12 protein-coding genes and 2 pseudogenes are annotated in these 16,977 nt (G+C 72.8%); 5 read left to right on the top strand and 9 right to left on the bottom strand.

What is annotated here, in order from left to right; all coding sequences use genetic code 11:
• Positions 1-96: 96 nt before the first annotated feature.
• Positions 97-1,449 carry a hypothetical protein gene (locus ACIBBA_RS11070; RefSeq protein ID WP_396696027.1) on the top strand — a complete coding sequence of 451 codons (1,353 nt, stop codon included), beginning with the start codon at positions 97-99 and terminating at the stop codon, positions 1,447-1,449.
• Positions 1,450-1,597: 148 nt separating this feature from the next.
• Here ACIBBA_RS11070 and ACIBBA_RS11065 read toward each other — a convergent pair.
• The 3 genes and pseudogenes from ACIBBA_RS11065 to ACIBBA_RS11055 form a co-directional block, all read right to left on the bottom strand.
• Positions 1,598-2,761 (bottom strand): annotated as a pseudogene (locus tag ACIBBA_RS11065) (PucR family transcriptional regulator); the annotation flags it as partial.
• A gap of 111 nt (positions 2,762-2,872) precedes the next feature.
• Positions 2,873-3,691, bottom strand: a pseudogene (locus ACIBBA_RS11060) (PucR family transcriptional regulator ligand-binding domain-containing protein); the annotation flags it as partial.
• 53 nt (positions 3,692-3,744) lie between these two features.
• Positions 3,745-4,626 (bottom strand): TrmH family RNA methyltransferase, encoded by an 882-nt coding sequence (locus tag ACIBBA_RS11055; RefSeq protein WP_396696491.1) that lies wholly within the window; start codon positions 4,624-4,626, stop codon positions 3,745-3,747.
• Between the two features lie 306 nt (positions 4,627-4,932).
• On the opposite strand from ACIBBA_RS11055, the gene ACIBBA_RS11050 reads away from it, so the two are divergent.
• The gene (locus ACIBBA_RS11050) at positions 4,933-6,321 is read left to right on the top strand and encodes an endo-1,4-beta-xylanase (protein ID WP_396696025.1); all 1,389 of its coding nucleotides are present in this window, start codon (positions 4,933-4,935) and stop codon (positions 6,319-6,321) included.
• Positions 6,322-6,374: 53 nt separating this feature from the next.
• Here ACIBBA_RS11050 and ACIBBA_RS11045 read toward each other — a convergent pair whose 3' ends face one another.
• The 4 genes from ACIBBA_RS11045 to ACIBBA_RS11030 all read right to left on the bottom strand — a co-directional run bounded on the left by ACIBBA_RS11045 (position 6,375) and on the right by ACIBBA_RS11030 (position 11,255).
• Positions 6,375-8,582: a transglycosylase domain-containing protein gene (locus tag ACIBBA_RS11045; RefSeq protein ID WP_396696024.1), complete on the bottom strand. Its 2,208-nt coding sequence runs from the start codon at positions 8,580-8,582 to the stop codon at positions 6,375-6,377.
• A 108-nt stretch (positions 8,583-8,690) separates the two neighbouring features.
• The gene (locus ACIBBA_RS11040; RefSeq protein ID WP_350872841.1) at positions 8,691-9,497 is read right to left on the bottom strand and encodes a hypothetical protein; all 807 of its coding nucleotides are present in this window, start codon (positions 9,495-9,497) and stop codon (positions 8,691-8,693) included.
• 175 nt (positions 9,498-9,672) lie between these two features.
• A complete protein-coding gene (locus ACIBBA_RS11035) occupies positions 9,673-10,776 on the bottom strand; it encodes an SPFH domain-containing protein (protein WP_350872839.1) in 1,104 nt (367 codons plus the stop codon).
• A 5-nt stretch (positions 10,777-10,781) separates the two neighbouring features.
• Positions 10,782-11,255, bottom strand: a complete 474-nt coding sequence (locus ACIBBA_RS11030; protein WP_396696021.1) for an NfeD family protein — start codon at positions 11,253-11,255, stop codon at positions 10,782-10,784.
• A 124-nt stretch (positions 11,256-11,379) separates the two neighbouring features.
• Between ACIBBA_RS11030 and ACIBBA_RS11025 the strand changes: the two genes are divergently transcribed.
• Positions 11,380-12,687: a serine hydrolase domain-containing protein gene (locus ACIBBA_RS11025; protein ID WP_396696019.1), complete on the top strand. Its 1,308-nt coding sequence runs from the start codon at positions 11,380-11,382 to the stop codon at positions 12,685-12,687.
• A 15-nt stretch (positions 12,688-12,702) separates the two neighbouring features.
• Here ACIBBA_RS11025 and ACIBBA_RS11020 read toward each other — a convergent pair whose 3' ends face one another.
• Positions 12,703-13,518 (bottom strand): DUF3097 domain-containing protein, encoded by an 816-nt coding sequence (locus tag ACIBBA_RS11020; RefSeq protein WP_350872834.1) that lies wholly within the window; start codon positions 13,516-13,518, stop codon positions 12,703-12,705.
• 241 nt (positions 13,519-13,759) lie between these two features.
• Between ACIBBA_RS11020 and ACIBBA_RS11015 the strand changes: the two genes are divergently transcribed.
• Both ACIBBA_RS11015 and ACIBBA_RS11010 read left to right on the top strand, forming a co-directional pair.
• On the top strand, positions 13,760-14,554 hold the full coding sequence (locus tag ACIBBA_RS11015) for a hypothetical protein (RefSeq protein ID WP_396696017.1): 795 nt from the start codon (positions 13,760-13,762) through the stop codon (positions 14,552-14,554).
• A gap of 378 nt (positions 14,555-14,932) precedes the next feature.
• Positions 14,933-16,429 (top strand): FAD-binding oxidoreductase, encoded by a 1,497-nt coding sequence (locus ACIBBA_RS11010; RefSeq protein WP_396696015.1) that lies wholly within the window; start codon positions 14,933-14,935, stop codon positions 16,427-16,429.
• A gap of 104 nt (positions 16,430-16,533) precedes the next feature.
• Here the strand turns inward: ACIBBA_RS11010 and ACIBBA_RS11005 are convergent, their stop codons facing one another.
• Positions 16,534-16,971, bottom strand: a complete 438-nt coding sequence (locus ACIBBA_RS11005) for a GNAT family N-acetyltransferase (protein ID WP_396696013.1) — start codon at positions 16,969-16,971, stop codon at positions 16,534-16,536.
• Positions 16,972-16,977 lie beyond the last annotated feature (6 nt).

Raw genomic sequence — 16,977 nt, 5'->3', positions numbered from 1 at the left:
GATCTCCTCGGGGCGGGACGGTCATCGACGGGCCGTTGCGGGGCCGGGTCCGGCACAGCCGGGCACGGCCGGACGAACCAGGGCCTAGTATGGCGTGTGCGCAACGAGCAGCTGCGGCGGATGGACGCCTTCACATTTCCGTCCTACTCGATCGACCTCTCCACTGGTGAGGCCCTGTTCGACTACGCCCTGACCGGTCCCGCCGGGGAGCAGCGGTTCACCGAGGTGATCACCTTCCCGTTGCCGGAGGCTCCGCCGTCGGACGAGACGGTGGCCACCCTGGGTCGGGTTCTCGAAATCCTGCACGTGGTCGCCGGGGTCAGCTACTACAAGGCCGCCGCGCCGGGCCGGCTGGTGCTGCCGGCGCCGCTCGGCCCGGCCGCCACCGAGCTGATCACCGGCATCTACACCAAGGGCCTCGCCGAGTACGCCTACCGCAACCAGCTGCCGCACGTGTTGCAGCTGACCCCGGAGGTGCCGGCCGGCCGGGTGAAGCCGGCCCGGGAGTACGACAACTCCGACCGGCGTCCGCTCTCGGCCGTCGGTGGTGGCAAGGACTCGATCGTCAGCCTGGAGGCGCTGCGCCGGTCCGGGTTCGACCCGGTGCCGTTCTCGGTCAACCCCAACCACGTGATCGTCTCGGTGAACGAGGCGTCCGGGCTCACCCCGCTGGCCGCCCGCCGGCGGATCGATCCGGTGCTCTTCGAGCTGAACGCCGCGGGCGCCCGCAACGGGCACATTCCGGTCACCGCGATCAACTCGCTGATCGCTGTCGCCACCTCGGTGCTGCACGGGCTCGGCCCGGTGGTGATGTCCAACGAGCGGTCCGCGTCCGACCCGAACCTGGTCTGGGACGGCCACGAGATCAACCACCAGTGGTCCAAGGGAGTGGAGGCCGAGGGGCTGCTGCGGGCCGCGCTGGCCGAGCACGCCGGGCTCACCGAGCCGTACTTCTCGCTGCTGCGCTCGCTGTCGGAGCTGCACATCGCCCGGCTCTTCGCCGAAATCGACCGCTACGACGACGTGGTGACCAGCTGCAACGCCGCCTTCAAGCTGCGCGACGCGAGCGAGCGCTGGTGCCGGAACTGCCCGAAGTGCCGGTTCGTCTTCCTGGCCATGGCGCCGTTCATGTCCCGGGAACGGATCACCCACATCTTCGGTGGCGACCTGCTCGCCGATCCCGACCAGATCCCCGGCTACCGGGAGCTGCTCGGCGTGGACGGGCACAAGCCGTTCGAGTGCGTCGGCGAAGTGGAGGAGTCGGTGGTGGCGTTGGGCCTGCTCGCCGAGCAGGAGCAGTGGCGCGACGCCCCGGTGGTCCTCGCCCTGGTCGACGCGGTTCCGGAGACGGCGTGGTCGACGGTGGCCACCTCCGACGTCTTCACCCCCGGCGGCGGCCCCAACCACATTCCCCCCACCTACGCCAAAGCCCTGACCGCCCTAACCTGACCCACCCCACCCCACCCCACCCCCCTCCGTCCGCACGACACTGAGGTTGATCAAGAGAATCGCGTCAGAATCCGGCCCATGCCTGACGCAAATCTCTTGATCACCGGGGGCGGTCCGGAGGGCGGTCGGGGTCGGGGTCGGGAGGGGGTCAGGGGGTGCGGATGGCGTCCAGGGCCAGTAGGGCGACGTGTAGGGAGAGGCAGGCGTCGACCGAGTCCAGGTCGACGTCCAGCACGCGGCCGATGCGGGCCAGCCGCTCGTAGAAGGCCGGCCGGGACAGGTGTGCCGCGGCGGCCGCCGCCGACTTGTTCCGGCCCTGTTCGAGGTACGCCCGCAGGGTGCCGAGCAACTGCTCCCGGGGGTGCTGTGCGTCGTACGCCAGCAGCGCGCCGAGTTCCCGCTCGACGAACGTCTGCACCCGGGGCTCGTCGCGGAGCAGGTGCAGCAGCCCGGCCAGCCCGACGTGCGGCAGCCGGAAGATGGGCAGGTCGCGCCGATCCCGCCGGGCGGCGTCGGCGATCTGCCGTGCCTCGATCAGCGAGCGGCGCGCCTCGCGCAGGCTGCCGACCCCCGAGCCCGCGGCGATGATCACGGCCGCCGGCCGGCCGGCTCCGCTCACCCGTCCGTCCTGCCGGCCCTGCCGAGGTACCAGATCCTGTCGCACCGCCCCGTCGGCGCGCGACGTCGCGAGCTCCGGCCGGGCGGCCCCGTCCTGCCGGGCCACCCCGTCATGCCGGACCGCGTCGTGCCGGGGAACCCCGTCGTGCCGACCTGCCCCGTCGAGGCGGGTCGCCCCGTCGCGTCGCGGTGAGCCGTCGGGGCGGGCCGTCGGGGCGTCCAGGCGAACGCGGCGCAGCGCGGTGGCGAACGCGGCCAGCGCCCGCTCCTCTGCGGCCGCGTCGGGGAGCGCGAGCAGCGCGCCGACGGCGTGGTCGTCCACCGCGCTGGTCAGCGCGGTCAGCTTCGCCTCGCGTAGCGCCTGCCCGACCGCCTCGGCGAGATCCCGCAGCCTCGCCGGGCCGGTCGCCGGGCCGGGCTCACCGAGGTCACCTGCCGGCCCGCTCTCCCCCGCCGGGTCGTCGGCGCGCAGCCGCACCATCACCCCGACCAGGTGTCGGCGCTCCAGGACCACGCCGAGCGCCTTGGCGCGCAGCGCCACCTCGTCCACCGGCCGGGCGTGGTCCAGCAGCGCGGTGAGCAGGGTCCGGTGGATCTGCCGCTCCAGCCCCTCGGCGTCGCGCCGGATCAGCCGGCCCAGCGCCAGGGTGGAGGCCGCCCGCTCGATCAGGATGGTCAGCCGGGTCGGTGGGACGGTGTCGGCCGTCGAGGCCGCCTGCCCGTCCACCGCCGGCTCGGCCTGCTCGACGGACGCGGCGGCGGGGCTACCTCCGGGCGCGGCGGCGGCGCCATCGGCGGACGTGCCGTCGGGGCGGGCGGCGGGCGCGGTGATCGGCCCGGTGGCGGGGCGGGCGGCGGGCGCGACGGCCGAGGCGGCGGGGCGGGTGGTGGCCAGGTCGCCCCCGGCCGGCCAGCGCAGCAGCAGCCGTCCCCAGTCCTGCCCGCGCGCGCCGACGGCGGTGACCAACCACCCGCTGTCCGGGTCGTACGCGGTCCGCCCGGCGGGCTGGATCCGCCGGGAGTGCTGCTCCCAGCCGTCCAGCAGCAGCTCGGCGCTCTCCCCCGCCGGGTCGTACGCGAGCACCTGCCGGGAGAGGTTCTCCAGCACCACCGGGCAACCGGAGAGCTCGGCGGCCTGCCGGAGCACCTCGCCGGGCCCTGCACCCTCGACCGACAGCTCGGTGAACCGCTGGTGGATCTCCTCGGTGGCCCGCAGCTCGGTGAGCTGGGCGTCCACGATCAGCGCGTGCACCGCCTCGGTGATCCGCACGAACGGGGTGGCCCGGCGCAGCTCGACCAGGGGCAGCCCGCGCCGCTCGGCGGCGGCGGCCATCACCCGGGGCACCCCGCTGACGTACCGGCGGCCCAGCTCCACGACCAGGCCGGAGACACCGACGTCGGCCAGGTCGCCGATGAAGGCGCGCAGCCCCGCGTCGTCGCCGGGCAGCCCGATGCCGGTGGTGAGCACCAGCTCGCCGCCGCCGAGCAGGGGGGCGATGTCCGGCACCTCGGTCACGTGCACCCAGCGCACCGGCCGGTCCAGCCCGGCATCCCCGGCGACCAGGCGCGGGGCGCCGTGGCGGACCGGGTCCAGGGCGAGGACCTCACGGACGGTAGGGAACACGGGCGACACGCTACCCTGCGTGACCCTGGAACTCGACGGACCCGGCCGTCAGGTCACAGCGGGTCGTCGCGTCCCAGTTCCCAGAACGCCACCGCCGCCGCGGCGGCCACGTTGAGCGAGTCCACCCCGCGCCGCATCGGGATCGCCACCCGTACGTCGCTGGCGCGCTGGGCCGCGCCGGTCAGCCCGGCGCCCTCGGCGCCGAAGAGCAGCGCGGCGCGGGCCCGCTGCGCCGGTTCGAGCCGCTGGATCGGCAGCGCATCCGAGGCCGGGGTCAACGCCAGCACGGTGAAGCCGGCCGCCCGCACCTGGTCGAGGCCGCCGGGCCAGGGCTCCAGTTTCGCGTACGGGATGGCGAACACCTCGCCCATGCTGACCCGGACGCTGCGCCGGTAGAGCGGGTCGGCGCAGGTCGGCGAGAGCAGCACCGCGTCGATGCCGAGCGCGGCGGCCCCTCGGAAGATCGCCCCGAGGTTGGTGTGGTTGTTGACGTCCTCCAGGATCACCACCCGGCGGGCGGCGGCGAGCACCTCGGCGGCGGTGGGCACCGGCCGGCGGCGGAACGACGCCAGCACCCCCCGGTGGACGTGGAACCCGGTGGCCTGTTGCAGCACCTGCGGGGTCGCGGCGTAGACCGGCGCGTCACCGGTGTCCAGGTCGGCGAGCTGGTCGACCCGCTTGGCGTCCACCAGGTACGACCGCGCCGGGTAGCCGGCCCGCAGCGCGCGGCGCAGCACCAACTCTCCCTCGGCGATGAACAGCCCGTGCGGCGGCTCCCAGCGGGTACGCAGCTCGACGTCGGTCAGCGCGCGGTAGTCGGCGATCCGCTCGTCGTCGGGGTCGGTGATCTGGTGGACGGGCACCCGACGATTCTGCCGGATGCGCGTCCGGGCGCTGGACGGCCCCGGCGGGGGCGCGCCGCCACCGACCGGCATCGATTTCCGGAAGTTGTCCGGCCGGTCCGCCCACCCCGCTCGCTGCTGTCGATCACCTGCGCGCCAGCTCACGCCCGCGCACCGTCGCCGGTCGGCCGGCGGGGCATCGGCCTGGGCCGTTTGGCGAGGCTTGAACCTTCCGGAAAGCCGGGGCTAACATCGACCCGCGCGGATGAGTTTGGGTGATGAGCCGGAGCACGCGAGGGACAGGGCATCCGGTGCTGCCTGCACGGCCGGGCCCCGGCGCATTGGGCGGCGCCGGGCCGGGGCCGTGGCCAATCATCGCCACACTCGAAAGGCACTCAGATGATCAACCCTCCGGTCCGGCCGGACCGACCGGCCCGCGCGCGAACCCGACGGCGCCTGGCGCTGGTCCTCGCCGCGACGGGCGCCCTCGTCGCCGGTGCGACGATCGCCCTGGCGCCCAGCGCCAGCGCCGGCACCACGCTCGCCGCGTCGGCCGCCGAACAGGGCCGCTACTTCGGCACCGCGGTGGCGGCCAACAAGCTCTCCGACGCCACCTACGTGGGCATCCTCAACCGAGAGTTCGACATGGTCACGCCCGAGAACGAGATGAAGTGGGACGCGACCGAGCCGTCGCAGAACACCTTCACCTTCGGCAACGCAGACCGGATCGTGAACCACGCCCAGGCCAACGGGATGCGGGTACGCGGCCACGCCCTGGCCTGGCACTCACAGCAGCCGGGCTGGGTGCAGAACCTCTCCGGCAGCGCGCTGCGCTCGGCGATGGTCAACCACGTCACCCAGGTGGCCACCTACTACCGGGGCAAGATCCACTCCTGGGACGTGGTGAACGAGGCGTTCGCCGACGGCGGGACCGGGGCCCGGCGGGACTCGAACCTGCAGCGCACCGGCAACGACTGGATCGAGGTGGCGTTCCGGGCCGCGCGGGCCGCCGACCCCGGCGCGAAGCTCTGCTACAACGACTACAACACCGACGGGCAGAACGCGAAGAGCAACGCCGTGTACGCGATGGTGCAGGACTTCAGGGCGCGCGGCGTACCGATCGACTGCGTCGGCTTCCAGTCCCACTTCAACGCCCAGAGCCCGGTGCCCGCCGACTACCAGGCGAACCTGCAGCGCTTCGCCAACCTCGGCGTCGACGTGCAGATCACCGAGCTGGACATCGAGGGCTCCGGCAGCGCGCAGGCCGACAACTACGGACGGGTGGTGCGGGCCTGCCTCGCGGTCGCCCGCTGCACCGGCATCACCGTCTGGGGGATCCGGGACAGCGACTCGTGGCGGGCCAGCGGCACCCCGCTGCTCTTCGACGCCGGCGGCAACAAGAAGCCGGCGTACACCGCCACGTTGAACGCCCTCAACGGCGGCAGCACCCCGCCGCCGACCACCACCCCGCCGCCCACCACCCCGCCGCCGACGGGTGGCGGCTGCTCCGCGTCGGTCACCCTCAACTCGTGGACCGGCGGCTTCGTGGCGACGGTGCGGGTGACGGCCGGCGCGGCCGGCACCAACGGCTGGACGGTCGCCCTGACGCTGCCCGCCGGGGCGACGGTGGTCAACACCTGGAACGCCACGTCCAGCGCCGCCAGCGGCGCGGTCCAGTTCCGCAACGTCGGTTACAACGGCCGGCTCACCGCCGGGCAGACGACCGAGTTCGGGTTCCAGGCCAACGGCACCGGCACCGGCCTCACCCCCAGCTGCACCGCGAGCTGAACCCGCGGCGCCGGTGCGGAGGTCCACACCTCCGCGCCGGCGCCCGGCTCGGGTCAGCCGCGTCCGCGTCCGCCGAGCCAGCGCTCCAGCAGCGACCGGGGGTCGTCGTCGGGGGTCCGCGGCCGTTCCTGGCGCGCCGGCGGCCGCTCCACCGGGCGGCGCGGCTCGCCGGCCAGCTCCCGGCTGGGCGCGGTGAAGCTCTTCTCCGGCTGACCCTTGACCGCGGTCGCGATCACCCGGGCCACCGCGTCGATCACCTTGGCCTGCACGGCGGAGCCCACCGAGTCGGTGGGGTCGTCCGGGTTGGCGGCGATGCCGGCGACCGCGACCTGCGGGGTGAAGCCGACGAACGTCTCGGTGGCGTTCTCCTCCGAGCTACCGGTCTTGCCGGCGACCGGTCGGCCGTCCAGGATCTCGTTCACCGAGGTCGCCGTGCCGCCGTTGCACTGCCCGTACGGCGACTGCTGGCCCACCGGGCAGCGCGCCGCGTCGGTGGCGGCCCGGGCCACGTCGGCGTCGAGCACCCGCTTGCAGGACGGGTCACCCACCGGCACCTGCTCGCCGGTCGAGGTCCGCACCGAGACCACCGGCAGCGGCGTGCAGTACGTCCCCTCGGCGGCCACCGTGGCGTACGCGTTGGCCAGGTCGAGCGGGGTGGTGGCGGCCACGCCGAGGGTGAACGAACCCCAGTCGGCGGCGTCGTTGCGGGCGAACGCGGCGTCCGAGTCGGCCCGGAAGGTGATGCCGAGCCGCTGCGCCATCTCGACCACCTTCTCCTGGCCGACCTGCTCGGCCAGCCAGACGAAGTAGGTGTTCACCGAGCGGCCGAAGCCGTCCCACATCATCCGGTAGCCGTCCATCCAGTCCGGGTTCGCGTTGGCCGGGCACCAGTGCCCGTCGCAGCTGCCCTCGCCCTCGGCGGGGTACCGGGTGGGGAGCTTGCCGGGCGCGTCGAAGCCGGTGGAGAGGGTCTTGCCCGACTCCAGGGCGGCGAGCATGGTGAAGAGCTTGAAGGTCGAGCCCGCCTGGTAGCCGTCCACGCTGTCGCCGCCGGAGATCAGCGGGTTGACGGTGTTCGGGTGGTTGTCCTGCCCGGCCGGGTTCGCGGCCAGGCTGTAGTGCCGGTTGACCGCCATCGCGAGCACCCGGCCGGTGCCCGGCTCGACCGCGGCGATCGGCAGCGCGCGCTTGTTGCCGTACCCGTACACCGCGGTGGCCTGCTGCTGCGCGGTGGCCTGGACCTGTGGGTCCAGCGAGGTGACCACGGTGTAGCCGCCGCGACGCAACGCCTGCTCCCGCTCCTCGGCGGTGGCGCCGAACGCCGGCTGGGTCAGCCACCACTGGCGCAGGTAGTCGCAGAAGTAGCCCCAGTCGTCGTGGCCCTGGGCGACCGCGGTGCAGCCGTTCGGCTGCGCGGTCGGGTGCAGGGTCAGCTTCTCGGCCTTGGCCTGCGCGGCCTGCGCGGCGGTGATCGCCCCGGTCTCGACCATCGAGTCGAGCACGTACGCCCGGCGGGACAGCGCCGCGTCCCGGTCACCGTCGATCGGGTTGTACGCCTCCGGGGACTGCACCAGACCGGCGAGCAGGGCGGACTCGGCGAGGGTCAGCTGGGCCGGGGCCTTGCCGAAGTAGCGCTGGCTGGCCGCCGCCACGCCGTAGGCGCCGGAGCCGAAGTAGGCGATGTTCAGGTACCGGTTGAGGATCTCGTCCTTGCTGAGGCTCTGCTCCAATGCCGACGCGTACCGGATCTCCTGGAGCTTGCGCCCCACGTTCTGGTCGGTCGCGGCCTGCCGCTCCTCGGCGGTGCGGCTCGGGTCGGTCTTGAGCACGTTGCGGACGTACTGCATGGTCAGCGTCGAGCCGCCCTGCTCGGTGCCGCCGCCCTTGACGTTCGCGACCAGCGCCCGGGCCAGCCCGCGCAGGTCCGCGCCGCCGTGCGAGTAGAACCGCCGGTCCTCCGCCGCCACGATCGCCTGCCGCATCACCGGGGCGATCTCCGACAGCGCGACGTCCGTCCGGTTCACGTCGTAGAACGTGGTGATCAGCGTCTTGCCGTCGTTGGCGTAGAGGTAGGAGCGCTGCGGGGTGGCCGGGGTCTTCAGCGCCGCCGGCAGCGCCGCGTACGAGCCGAGCGCCGACTTGGTGACCACCCCGAGCAGCAGGTTGCCGGGGAGGGCGGCCACCGCGAGGGCGAGGCCGGCGAGCAGGCCGGCGAGCAGCACGGTGAACAGCCGCGTCAGCGGCGGGCGGGGTGGGGCCATGGTCCCCAGGGTTGCCATGAAAGCCGCCAACCGACCAGCCCCCGCGCCGTTTTGTCAGCAACTTCACCGCGCCCCACCAGCAACTTCCCAACCTGGCGGGCTGGTGGGTCAGGCGGGAGAGAGGGGGCCACCGGGGGTGGCGGGAGGCGGCGGCGCGGCGGTGGCGACGCTGGCCGAGGCCGCGTCGCGGGCGATGTCGCGCGGCACCAGACGGCCGGAGCGGTAGCCGATGCCGATCCCGGCGATCAGCACGAAGATCGCCCCGAAGGTCTGCAACGAGCCGACCAGCGCGCCGCCGAGCCCGAGCAGTGGCGCGGCGATGATCAACATGACCCCGTCGCCCATGCTGAACATGCCGGAGCGGGCCACCGCCCAGCCGGTGAGGAACCAGCCGATGCTGTAGCAGGTGGCGCCGACCAGCACGAGGGCCCGCGCGGAGGTACCGAAGACCGGGGTCTGCTCCTCGAGCCCGGCGAAGGGCAGCATGAGCACCGTGCCGGCGATGCTCACCAGCAGCCCGGCGGCGGCCGCCCGGCGACTACGGGTGGCGGCGAGCAGCCCGGTGAGGGCCAGCAGGGCGAGCAGGCCCAGCCAGACCGCGGCCACCCAGCCGACCAGGTAGAGCGGCCGACCGTCGGCCGGGTACGGGTCGTTGCCCACCCCGCCGTCGCTGGCCATCGCCACCACGCCGTAGAGCACGGCGTACGCGGGGAGCAGCCACACCGCGGCGCGGGCGAACCGGCGGACCGACCAGGCCCAACTGGCGTTGGTCGCCGGACCGGCGGGCGTCGGCTCGCCGACGAACGGCAGCACCCCGAACCCGCCCCCGGTACTCCGGGAGCCGAGTGGACCGGTCGGATCGTGCGCGCCGGGGACCGGGGCCGAGGACCAGATCCGATTCGCCGGGTCCTTCATGCGTCACCTCGCTCTTCCGACAAAGCGGTGCGGGACGCGCCGGGGCGCCCCGAAGCCTGGTCACCACCCGTCCTAGGACCGATGGTGGCAGGCACCGGAGCGCCCCATGAGTCTTTCTCGCATTTACCCCACGCCGGCCGACTCAGTCGACGACCGGCCGCCGGACCGGGTCAGCTCAGCCGCGCTCGCGCTGGTCGGCCGGGTCGTTGACCAGACTCGCCGGGGAGACCGGCTCCGGCGCGGGCAGCCCCTGCGGCGTGCCGCCGGTGGCCTGCGCCTCGGCGACGCGTACCTCGTCGTGGATCTGTGCGGCCGCGTCGGCCGCTGCCTGCGCGGCCTCCGCCGCCTCGCGCTCCACCTGGCTGGCGTGGTCGGCCGCCTCCGGCGCCGGCTCATCGCCGACCATGCGGCTCAGCCCGCCGAGCGCGCCGCCCATACCTTCGAGGGCCTTGGTCAGCTCGGCCGGCACGATCCAGACCTTGTTGGCGGTGCCGTTGGCGATCTGCGGCAAAGCCTGCAGGTACTGGTAGGCCAGCACCTTCTGGCTCGGGTTGGCCTGGTGGATCGCGTCGAAGACGGTCCGGATCGCCTTCGCCTGGCCCTCCGCCTGGAGGATCCGGGCCTGCCGGTCACCGTCGGCCCGCAGCACGGCGGACTGCTTCTCACCCTCGGCGGTGAGAATCTGCGACTGCTTGTGCCCCTCCGCGTTGAGGATCGCCGCCCGGCGGTCCCGCTCGGCGCGCATCTGCTTCTCCATCGAGTCGCGGATGCTGGCCGGCGGCTCGATGGCCTTGATCTCCACCCGGGTGACCTTGATGCCCCACCGGCCGGTGGTCTCGTCCAGCACCCCGGAGAGGTGTCGATTGATCTCCTCGCGGCTGGTCAGCGCCCGCTCCAGGTCCAGCGAACCGATCACGTTACGCAGCGTGGTGACGGTCAGCTGCTCGATGGCCTGGAGGAAGTTCGAGATCTCGTAGGTGGCCCGGACCGAGTCGACGACCTTGAAGTAGAGCACCGTGTCGATCGAGACGACCAGGTTGTCGGAGGTGATCACCGGCTGCGGCGGGAAGCTGACCACCTGCTCCCGCATGTCGACCTTGGTGCGTACCGCGTCGATGAACGGCACCAGCAGGTTGAGCCCCGGGTTGAGGGTGCGCTTGTACTTGCCCAGCCGCTCGACCACGTCCTGGCGCTGCTGCGGCACGATCCGTACGGCCTTGGCCAGCGTCACCACGGCGATCAACGCCACGGCGATCACCAGCACCGTTATCGCTGTCATCCCGTTCACCCTCTCGCTTCCGGCATCCCGCCGGCGGAAGAAACATCGTCCTGCCAGACCAGGGCGGTCGCGCCCCGGACCTTTATCACCCGCACCCGTTGACCGGGGTCGAACGACTGCGTCGCGTCGTACGGCCGCGCGGTCCACAGCTCACCGTCGATCTTGACCATGCCGTGCTCGGCGTCCACCCGTTCCAGCACCAGCGCGGTGGAGCCCTCGATCGCCTCCACCCCGAACGGCTGCTCGCCGCTCTCCAGCGCCGAGCGGCGGTGCCGCTGGATGATCGGCCGCACCCCCACCACGGTCAGTGCGGAGACCGCGGCGAAGACCAGCGCCTGTACGGCCGACGGCGCGCCGAGCGCGGCCGCGCCGGCGGCGGCGAACGCACCGGTGGCGAACATGATCAGGAACAGCGTCGTCGTGAAGACCTCGGCGACGGCCAGCACCACACCCAACACGATCCACAACACGGCGTCCACCCCACGATCGTGACACGCAAATGCACGCGCGGCCGCCCCGCGATGATCGATAAGCTCGGCGGCACCCGCCGCCCGCCCCCGCCGGGCCGGCACCGCACCACACCGAACCGAGGAGAGGGCGCCCGTGTCCCTGCTGCCCGAGACCGCCCGCGAGGTCGACGCCCTGGTCGCGCAGGCGCAGTTCGCCGGCCGTACGCCGTCACTCGTGATGGGCGTGGTGCGCGCCGGCGAGCTGATCCACCTCGCCGCCGCGGGCGAGCACCCGCGACCCGACGCGGACCTGCAGTACCGGCTCGGCTCGATCAGCAAGACGATGACCGCGACCCTGGTGATGCAGCAGCGCGACGCGGGCCGGCTGGCCCTGGACGACCCGCTGGAGCGGCACCTGCCCGGCACCACCGTCGGCACGCTCACCCTGCGCCAACTGCTCGGGCACGCCAGCGGTCTGCAACGGGAGCCGGAGGGCGAGTGGTGGGAGCGGGCCGAGGGCTCCGACCTGGCCGCTCTGCTGGCCGCGGTGACCGCCGACAAGATCGCCTACCCGGCGCACCGGACGTACCACTACTCCAACCTGGCCTACGGGCTGCTCGGCGGAGTGCTGGAACGGATCACCGGGACGCCCTGGGCCGAGCTGCTCCGGGAGCGGATCTTCGAACCGCTGGGCATGCGCCGCACCACGTACGCGGCCATCGAGCCGTTCGCCCGGGGCTACGTGGTGCACCCGTGGCACGGCACGCTACGCGAGGAGCCGCGGACCGACACCGGCGCGATGGCGCCCGCCGGGCAGCTGTGGGCGAGCATCGAGGACCTGGCCCGGTGGGCGGCCTTCCTGGCCGAGCCGGCGCCGCGGGTGCTCGCCGCCGACACGCTGACCGAGATGTGCGCGCCGGTGGTGATCAGCGACCTCGACTCGTGGAGCGGTGGGCACGGCCTTGGGGTGGAGCTCTACCGGGCAGGCGAGCGGGTGTACGTCGGGCACGGGGGCTCGATGCCCGGCTACGTGGCCGCCCTGGCGGTACACCGACCCACCCGCACCGCCGTGGTCGGCTTCGCCAACTCGTACGGCTTCGGCATCGGCCGCCTCGGCCAGCGGATCCTCACCACCGTGCTCGACGCCGAGCCGGCGCCTCCGCAGCCCTGGCGCCCGACCGCCACCGCCCCGCCCACCGAGATCGTCGAGCTGACCGGCCGCTGGTGGTGGATGGGGGTCCCGCTCGACGTGACCTGGGACGCGGCCAGCGGTGAGCTGGGCGCCCTGCTGCGCGGCGAGCGGGCGAGCCGGTTCAGCCCGGAGGGCCCGGACCGTTGGCGCGGCCGGTCCGGTCCGGAGAACGGCGAGATCCTCTCGGTGCTGCGCGACGAGGCGGGTCGCGTACGGGCGCTCGACATCGCCACGTTCGTCTTCACCCGCACTCCGGACCAGGAGCCCTGACCGCCGGGCGGCGTTCTAGCCCGCGGGCTCGGTGACGAAGTCGATCAGGCGCTCCATCGCGTTGATCAGCGGGGTCTCCACGTCGGCGAAGCTGTCCACCCGGGACAGGATCCGCCGCCACATGTCGGCGGGCTCGGCCACCCCGAGCGCCGCGCAGACCCCCTCCTTCCACGGCCGCCCCGGGGGCACCACCGGCCAGGCCGCGATGCCGAGCGCCGCCGGCTTCACCGCCTGCCACACGTCCACGTAGGGGTGCCCGGTGACCAGCACGTGCGGGGAGGTGACCCCGGCCACGATCCGGCTCTCCTTGCTGCCCGGCACCAGGTGGTCGACGAGCACGCCCAACCGTCGCCCCGGCCCGGGCCCGAAGGTCCGCACCTCCGCGGCCAGCGCGTCGATGCCGTCCAGCGGCTCCACCACCACGCCCTCGATCCGCAGGTCGTCGCCCCAGATCCGTTCGACCAGCGCGGCGTCGTGCACCCCTTCGACCCAGATCCGGCTCGCCTTGGCGACCTGGGCGCGTACCCCCTGCACGGCGATCGAACCGGAGGCGGTCCGGCGGCGCGGCGCCGGCGCGGTGGTCCGGGTCGGGCGGCGCAGTGTCACCGGCTGGCCGTCGAGCAGGAACGCCGCCGGCAGCATCGGGAAGTTGCGCCGCCGGCCGTGCCGGTCCTCCAGCACCACCGCACCCTGCTCGAAACCGACCACCGCGCCGCAGAAGCCGGAGTCCGCGTCCTCGACCACCAGGTCGGGCTCGGCGTCGACCTCCGGCACGGCCTTGCGCCGTCGCCAGTCCCCCGCCAACACGTCGTTCTCGTACCGCCGCCCCATGTAGATCAAGCTAACCGCCGTCGCCTCCCCCGACACCCCGACGCGCCGCCGACCCGCTGTGTCGATCATGCAGGTGTGGCGCCTCACGAACCGTCACGATCCGCCGAGAACGCCCACCACGACTGCATGATCGACGCTGGGCTGGGTAGCGCGACGGGGGCGAAGCGGGCAGTTGGGGGCACGCGGCGCGGCCGGGGCGGCAGCCGAGACACGGCCGGTGGTGACCACGTACCCTTTCGGCATGTCCACCCCCGCAACGGGCGCGGCGACGCTGGCGCCCCGCCGGTCGAGCCGGTTCGTTGCCTGGATACGCGCATGGCGTGCCGGGCTGGTGCCCTACGACGAGGTCGCCGACGCGATCGCCGGCGACGAGGAGCACCTGGTCGCCGACGCCCCCGGCACCTGGACCGACGTCCCGCTCGGCGACGCGCTGCCCACCCTGGCCAAGCTCACGCCCGACGAGATCCGCCTGGTGCTGCCCGCCCCGGGCGACCCGCGCGGGCTGCCCGGCCCCGGCGACTTCGCCGGCGCGGCGCTGCTCGCCGGTGAAGCGGTGGTGGCCGGCAGCCTGGGCCTGATCCCGCAGGTCCGCATGCACACCTCCGGCTCCGGCGACACCTTCGAGACGGTGCTCTGGCGGGTCTACCCACTGCCCCCGAACGCCCCGGCTGCCTCGCTGACCCTGCCCGGCGCCGCAGAGGCGGAGGCGGAGCTGGCCGCCGCGCTGGCCGAGACGACGGCCGCTCTGACCCGGCTCGACGTCGCCCAGTGGCGGCCCGAGTTGGCCGGGGCGTTGGAGGCGCTGCGCCGCCCGGACGGCGCCACCGACCTTCCGCCCGGCTTCGACCCGCGGGCCCGTCGGCTCTTCGCCCGGGCCGCAGTGCTGGATCGGGTGCTCGCGCTGGCCGGGCACGCCGCACCCGGCGGCGCGATCAACAACTACGAGGCCCAGCAGCGCGACGCGGCGCTGCGCCCACTCACCACGGCGTGCCGGCAGGCGCTGGTCGCGGCCTGCAACGCCCCGCTGCGCCCCTGACGGGAGGCACCGCGATGCAGACCGCGCTCGCCTGGGCCCTCGCCGCCGTCGAGGTCCTGTTCCTCGGCTGGACGATCACCGTGATCAGGCGCCGGACGAGGCCGGACCGGTAGCGACAGTCGCTGGTACGTCGCGCCAACCCTTGAGCTGCCGGCAGGGCGTCAGTCCACGGTCGAAAGTCTCCGAGCGCCGGGAAACCCTCAGCGGCCAACGCCTGTCCGCCCACAGGAGTCGGTCCGACGTCACCCGACCGGGTTCCGTGACAAGGTCTCACAAACTCGGACAAACCTCTCGTATTACCGTCGGTAGCGCGCCGGCTGGAAGACAAGAGTCCTCTTGGTCGAAGACCGGTGAAACCCGATCGAGAGGATGCGGACCATGCACGACCTTTCTCGCCGCGAACTGCTCAAGGCGACGGCAGCCGTTGGCGCCGGAGCGGTCGTACTCCCGGGCCTCGTGTCCGGAGGCACTCCCGCCATTGCGGACGGATCAGGCTGGTCCTCCACCGAGAAGTGCCCACCGGCGCAGCTGACCGGCCGCATCGTCCGGCCGACCGACCCTGGATATGCGCGGGCGAGCCTCGGCTGGGACGAACTCTTCGTTCGCTATCCGCTGGTCATCGTCTTCGCCCAGGAGACCCAGGACGTGGTCAACGCCCTCACCTGGGCGCGGCAGAACGACGTGGCGTTGCGGGTACGAAGCGGCCGGCACAGCCTGGAAGGCTGGTCGAATGTGGACAACGGCATCGTCATCGACGTCAGCGAGCTGAAGTCGGCCCAGATCGACCCTGCCACCCGCACCGCGAAGGTCGGCGCCGGGCTCAACCAGTTGGAGGCGGTGACCGCGCTCAGCGACCAGGGTTTCGCGGTGACGACCGGAACGGAAGGCAGCGTTGGCCTGTCCGGTGCCACCCTCGGCGGCGGCTTCGGCTTCCTCACCCGCTACCTCGGTATGGCCTGCGACAACCTGATCGGGGCGGAGATCGTCGTCGCGTGGGGGGCCGACGGCGCGCGGGCGATCGAGGTGGACCTTGGCAATCACTCGGACCTGCTCTGGGCGCTCCGCGGAGCGGGAAACGGCAACTTCGGGATCGTCACCTCACTCACCTACAAGGTGACTCCACTGAAGAAGGTCGCCTACCTGCAGGCAACCTGGGAGGGCCTCGACAACCTGCACGAGGTCTTCGACACCTGGCAGCGCATCGCACCGTTCAGCGACTACCGCCTCGGCACCCAGCTTGAGATCCACAAATCCCAGATCCTGCTCTTCGGCGTCCTCGCGGACGGACGGGAGGCAGAGGTGAGAGAACTGCTGGAACCGCTGCTCTCGATCGGCAACCCCGCCGTCACCGTGCAGACCGGGGCCTGGGGTGACGTGTATGCCGGATTCCAGATCCCGACCGAGGACGAGCCGGCGAACTGGAAGTTCTTCTCACAGTTCACCAACGAGCCCTTCCCGAAGCAGGCGATCAGCCTGATCCGCGAATTCATGGAGAAGGCCCCCTCGGAGGACAGCAACTTCTTCACCCAGGCCTTCGGCACCGGAGCCCAGACGAGGGAACCGCGCGGCGGCGCGGCGTTCCCGCATCGCGACGCGCTCTTCTACTCCGAGCCCGGCGCCGGCTGGGGCACCCGCGGAGAGCCGGACAGCGGCGACGCCCTCACCCCGATCGCCCAGACCTGGATCGCCGAGTTCAGCCAGGCGCTGCGACCCTATGTGGACGGCGCCTACGTCAACGTGCCGAACATCGGCATGGCGGAATGGGAAACCGCCTACTGGGGCCCCAACTACGACCGGCTGCGCAAGATCAAGGGCAAGTACGACCCGCACAACGTCTTCCAGTACGAGCAGAGCATCCCACCGGCGTCGTGCTGAACCGCCGTCACCCTCGGGACCCGGTCCTGGTCAGGCACGAGCTTCGTGACCTGGCCAGGCCGGAGACCGACCGACGGCCCGGCCGTGGCCGCCGGCGCGCCGGGTCACGACGGTCGAGCCACGTACGCTGTCTTGACGTCGTCGGAGAACCCGCAGGCTTTGTAGAAGGCGTGCGTCGCCGGCCTGCGTGAGCCGGTCATCAGCATCGCCTTGTAACAGCCCGCGTCCCAGGCGGCCTGAAGCGTGCCGGCCATGATCTCCTTGCCCAGGCCTGTTCCCCGCCACGATTCCTCGACGACGACGTTCTCGATGACGGCGTAGGGCGACGCCGACCGGCTGATGTTGGGGATCACATTGAGGTACGTCGTGGCGACGACGGCCCCATCCCGCTCGAGCACGAAGAGATGCAGCGCTGGAGAGTCCAGGATCTGCTGGAAGGCCGCCGCATCAGAGCCGTCCCTGAGAACCGGATCGTCGGGCTGCAGTTGCCGGTAGAGGCGCATGATCTGCTCGAAGTCGCCAGGTCGAGCCGCACGGAACATAAATGG

The sequence above is a fragment of the Micromonospora sp. NPDC051006 genome, from assembly GCF_044456245.1.
GTDB lineage: Bacteria > Actinomycetota > Actinomycetes > Mycobacteriales > Micromonosporaceae > Micromonospora.
The sequence above is the reverse complement of the archived record's forward strand: the minus strand, read 5'-3'. Positions and strand labels throughout refer to the sequence as shown.

What these genes read in the sequence shown, in the direction of transcription:
- ACIBBA_RS11010 (WP_396696015.1), top strand. Translation starts at nt 14,933, where the DNA reads ATGCACGACCTTTCTCGCCGCGAACTGCTCAAGGCGACGGCAGCCGTT.
- ACIBBA_RS11045 (WP_396696024.1), bottom strand. Translation starts at nt 8,582, where the DNA reads ATGGCCCCACCCCGCCCGCCGCTGACGCGGCTGTTCACCGTGCTGCTC.
- ACIBBA_RS11020 (WP_350872834.1), bottom strand. Translation starts at nt 13,518, where the DNA reads ATGGGGCGGCGGTACGAGAACGACGTGTTGGCGGGGGACTGGCGACGG.
- ACIBBA_RS11035 (WP_350872839.1), bottom strand. Translation starts at nt 10,776, where the DNA reads ATGACAGCGATAACGGTGCTGGTGATCGCCGTGGCGTTGATCGCCGTG.
- ACIBBA_RS11050 (WP_396696025.1), top strand. Translation starts at nt 4,933, where the DNA reads ATGATCAACCCTCCGGTCCGGCCGGACCGACCGGCCCGCGCGCGAACC.
- ACIBBA_RS11015 (WP_396696017.1), top strand. Translation starts at nt 13,760, where the DNA reads ATGTCCACCCCCGCAACGGGCGCGGCGACGCTGGCGCCCCGCCGGTCG.
- ACIBBA_RS11040 (WP_350872841.1), bottom strand. Translation starts at nt 9,497, where the DNA reads ATGAAGGACCCGGCGAATCGGATCTGGTCCTCGGCCCCGGTCCCCGGC.
- ACIBBA_RS11055 (WP_396696491.1), bottom strand. Translation starts at nt 4,626, where the DNA reads ATGCCGGTCGGTGGCGGCGCGCCCCCGCCGGGGCCGTCCAGCGCCCGG.
- ACIBBA_RS11005 (WP_396696013.1), bottom strand. Translation starts at nt 16,971, where the DNA reads ATGTTCCGTGCGGCTCGACCTGGCGACTTCGAGCAGATCATGCGCCTC.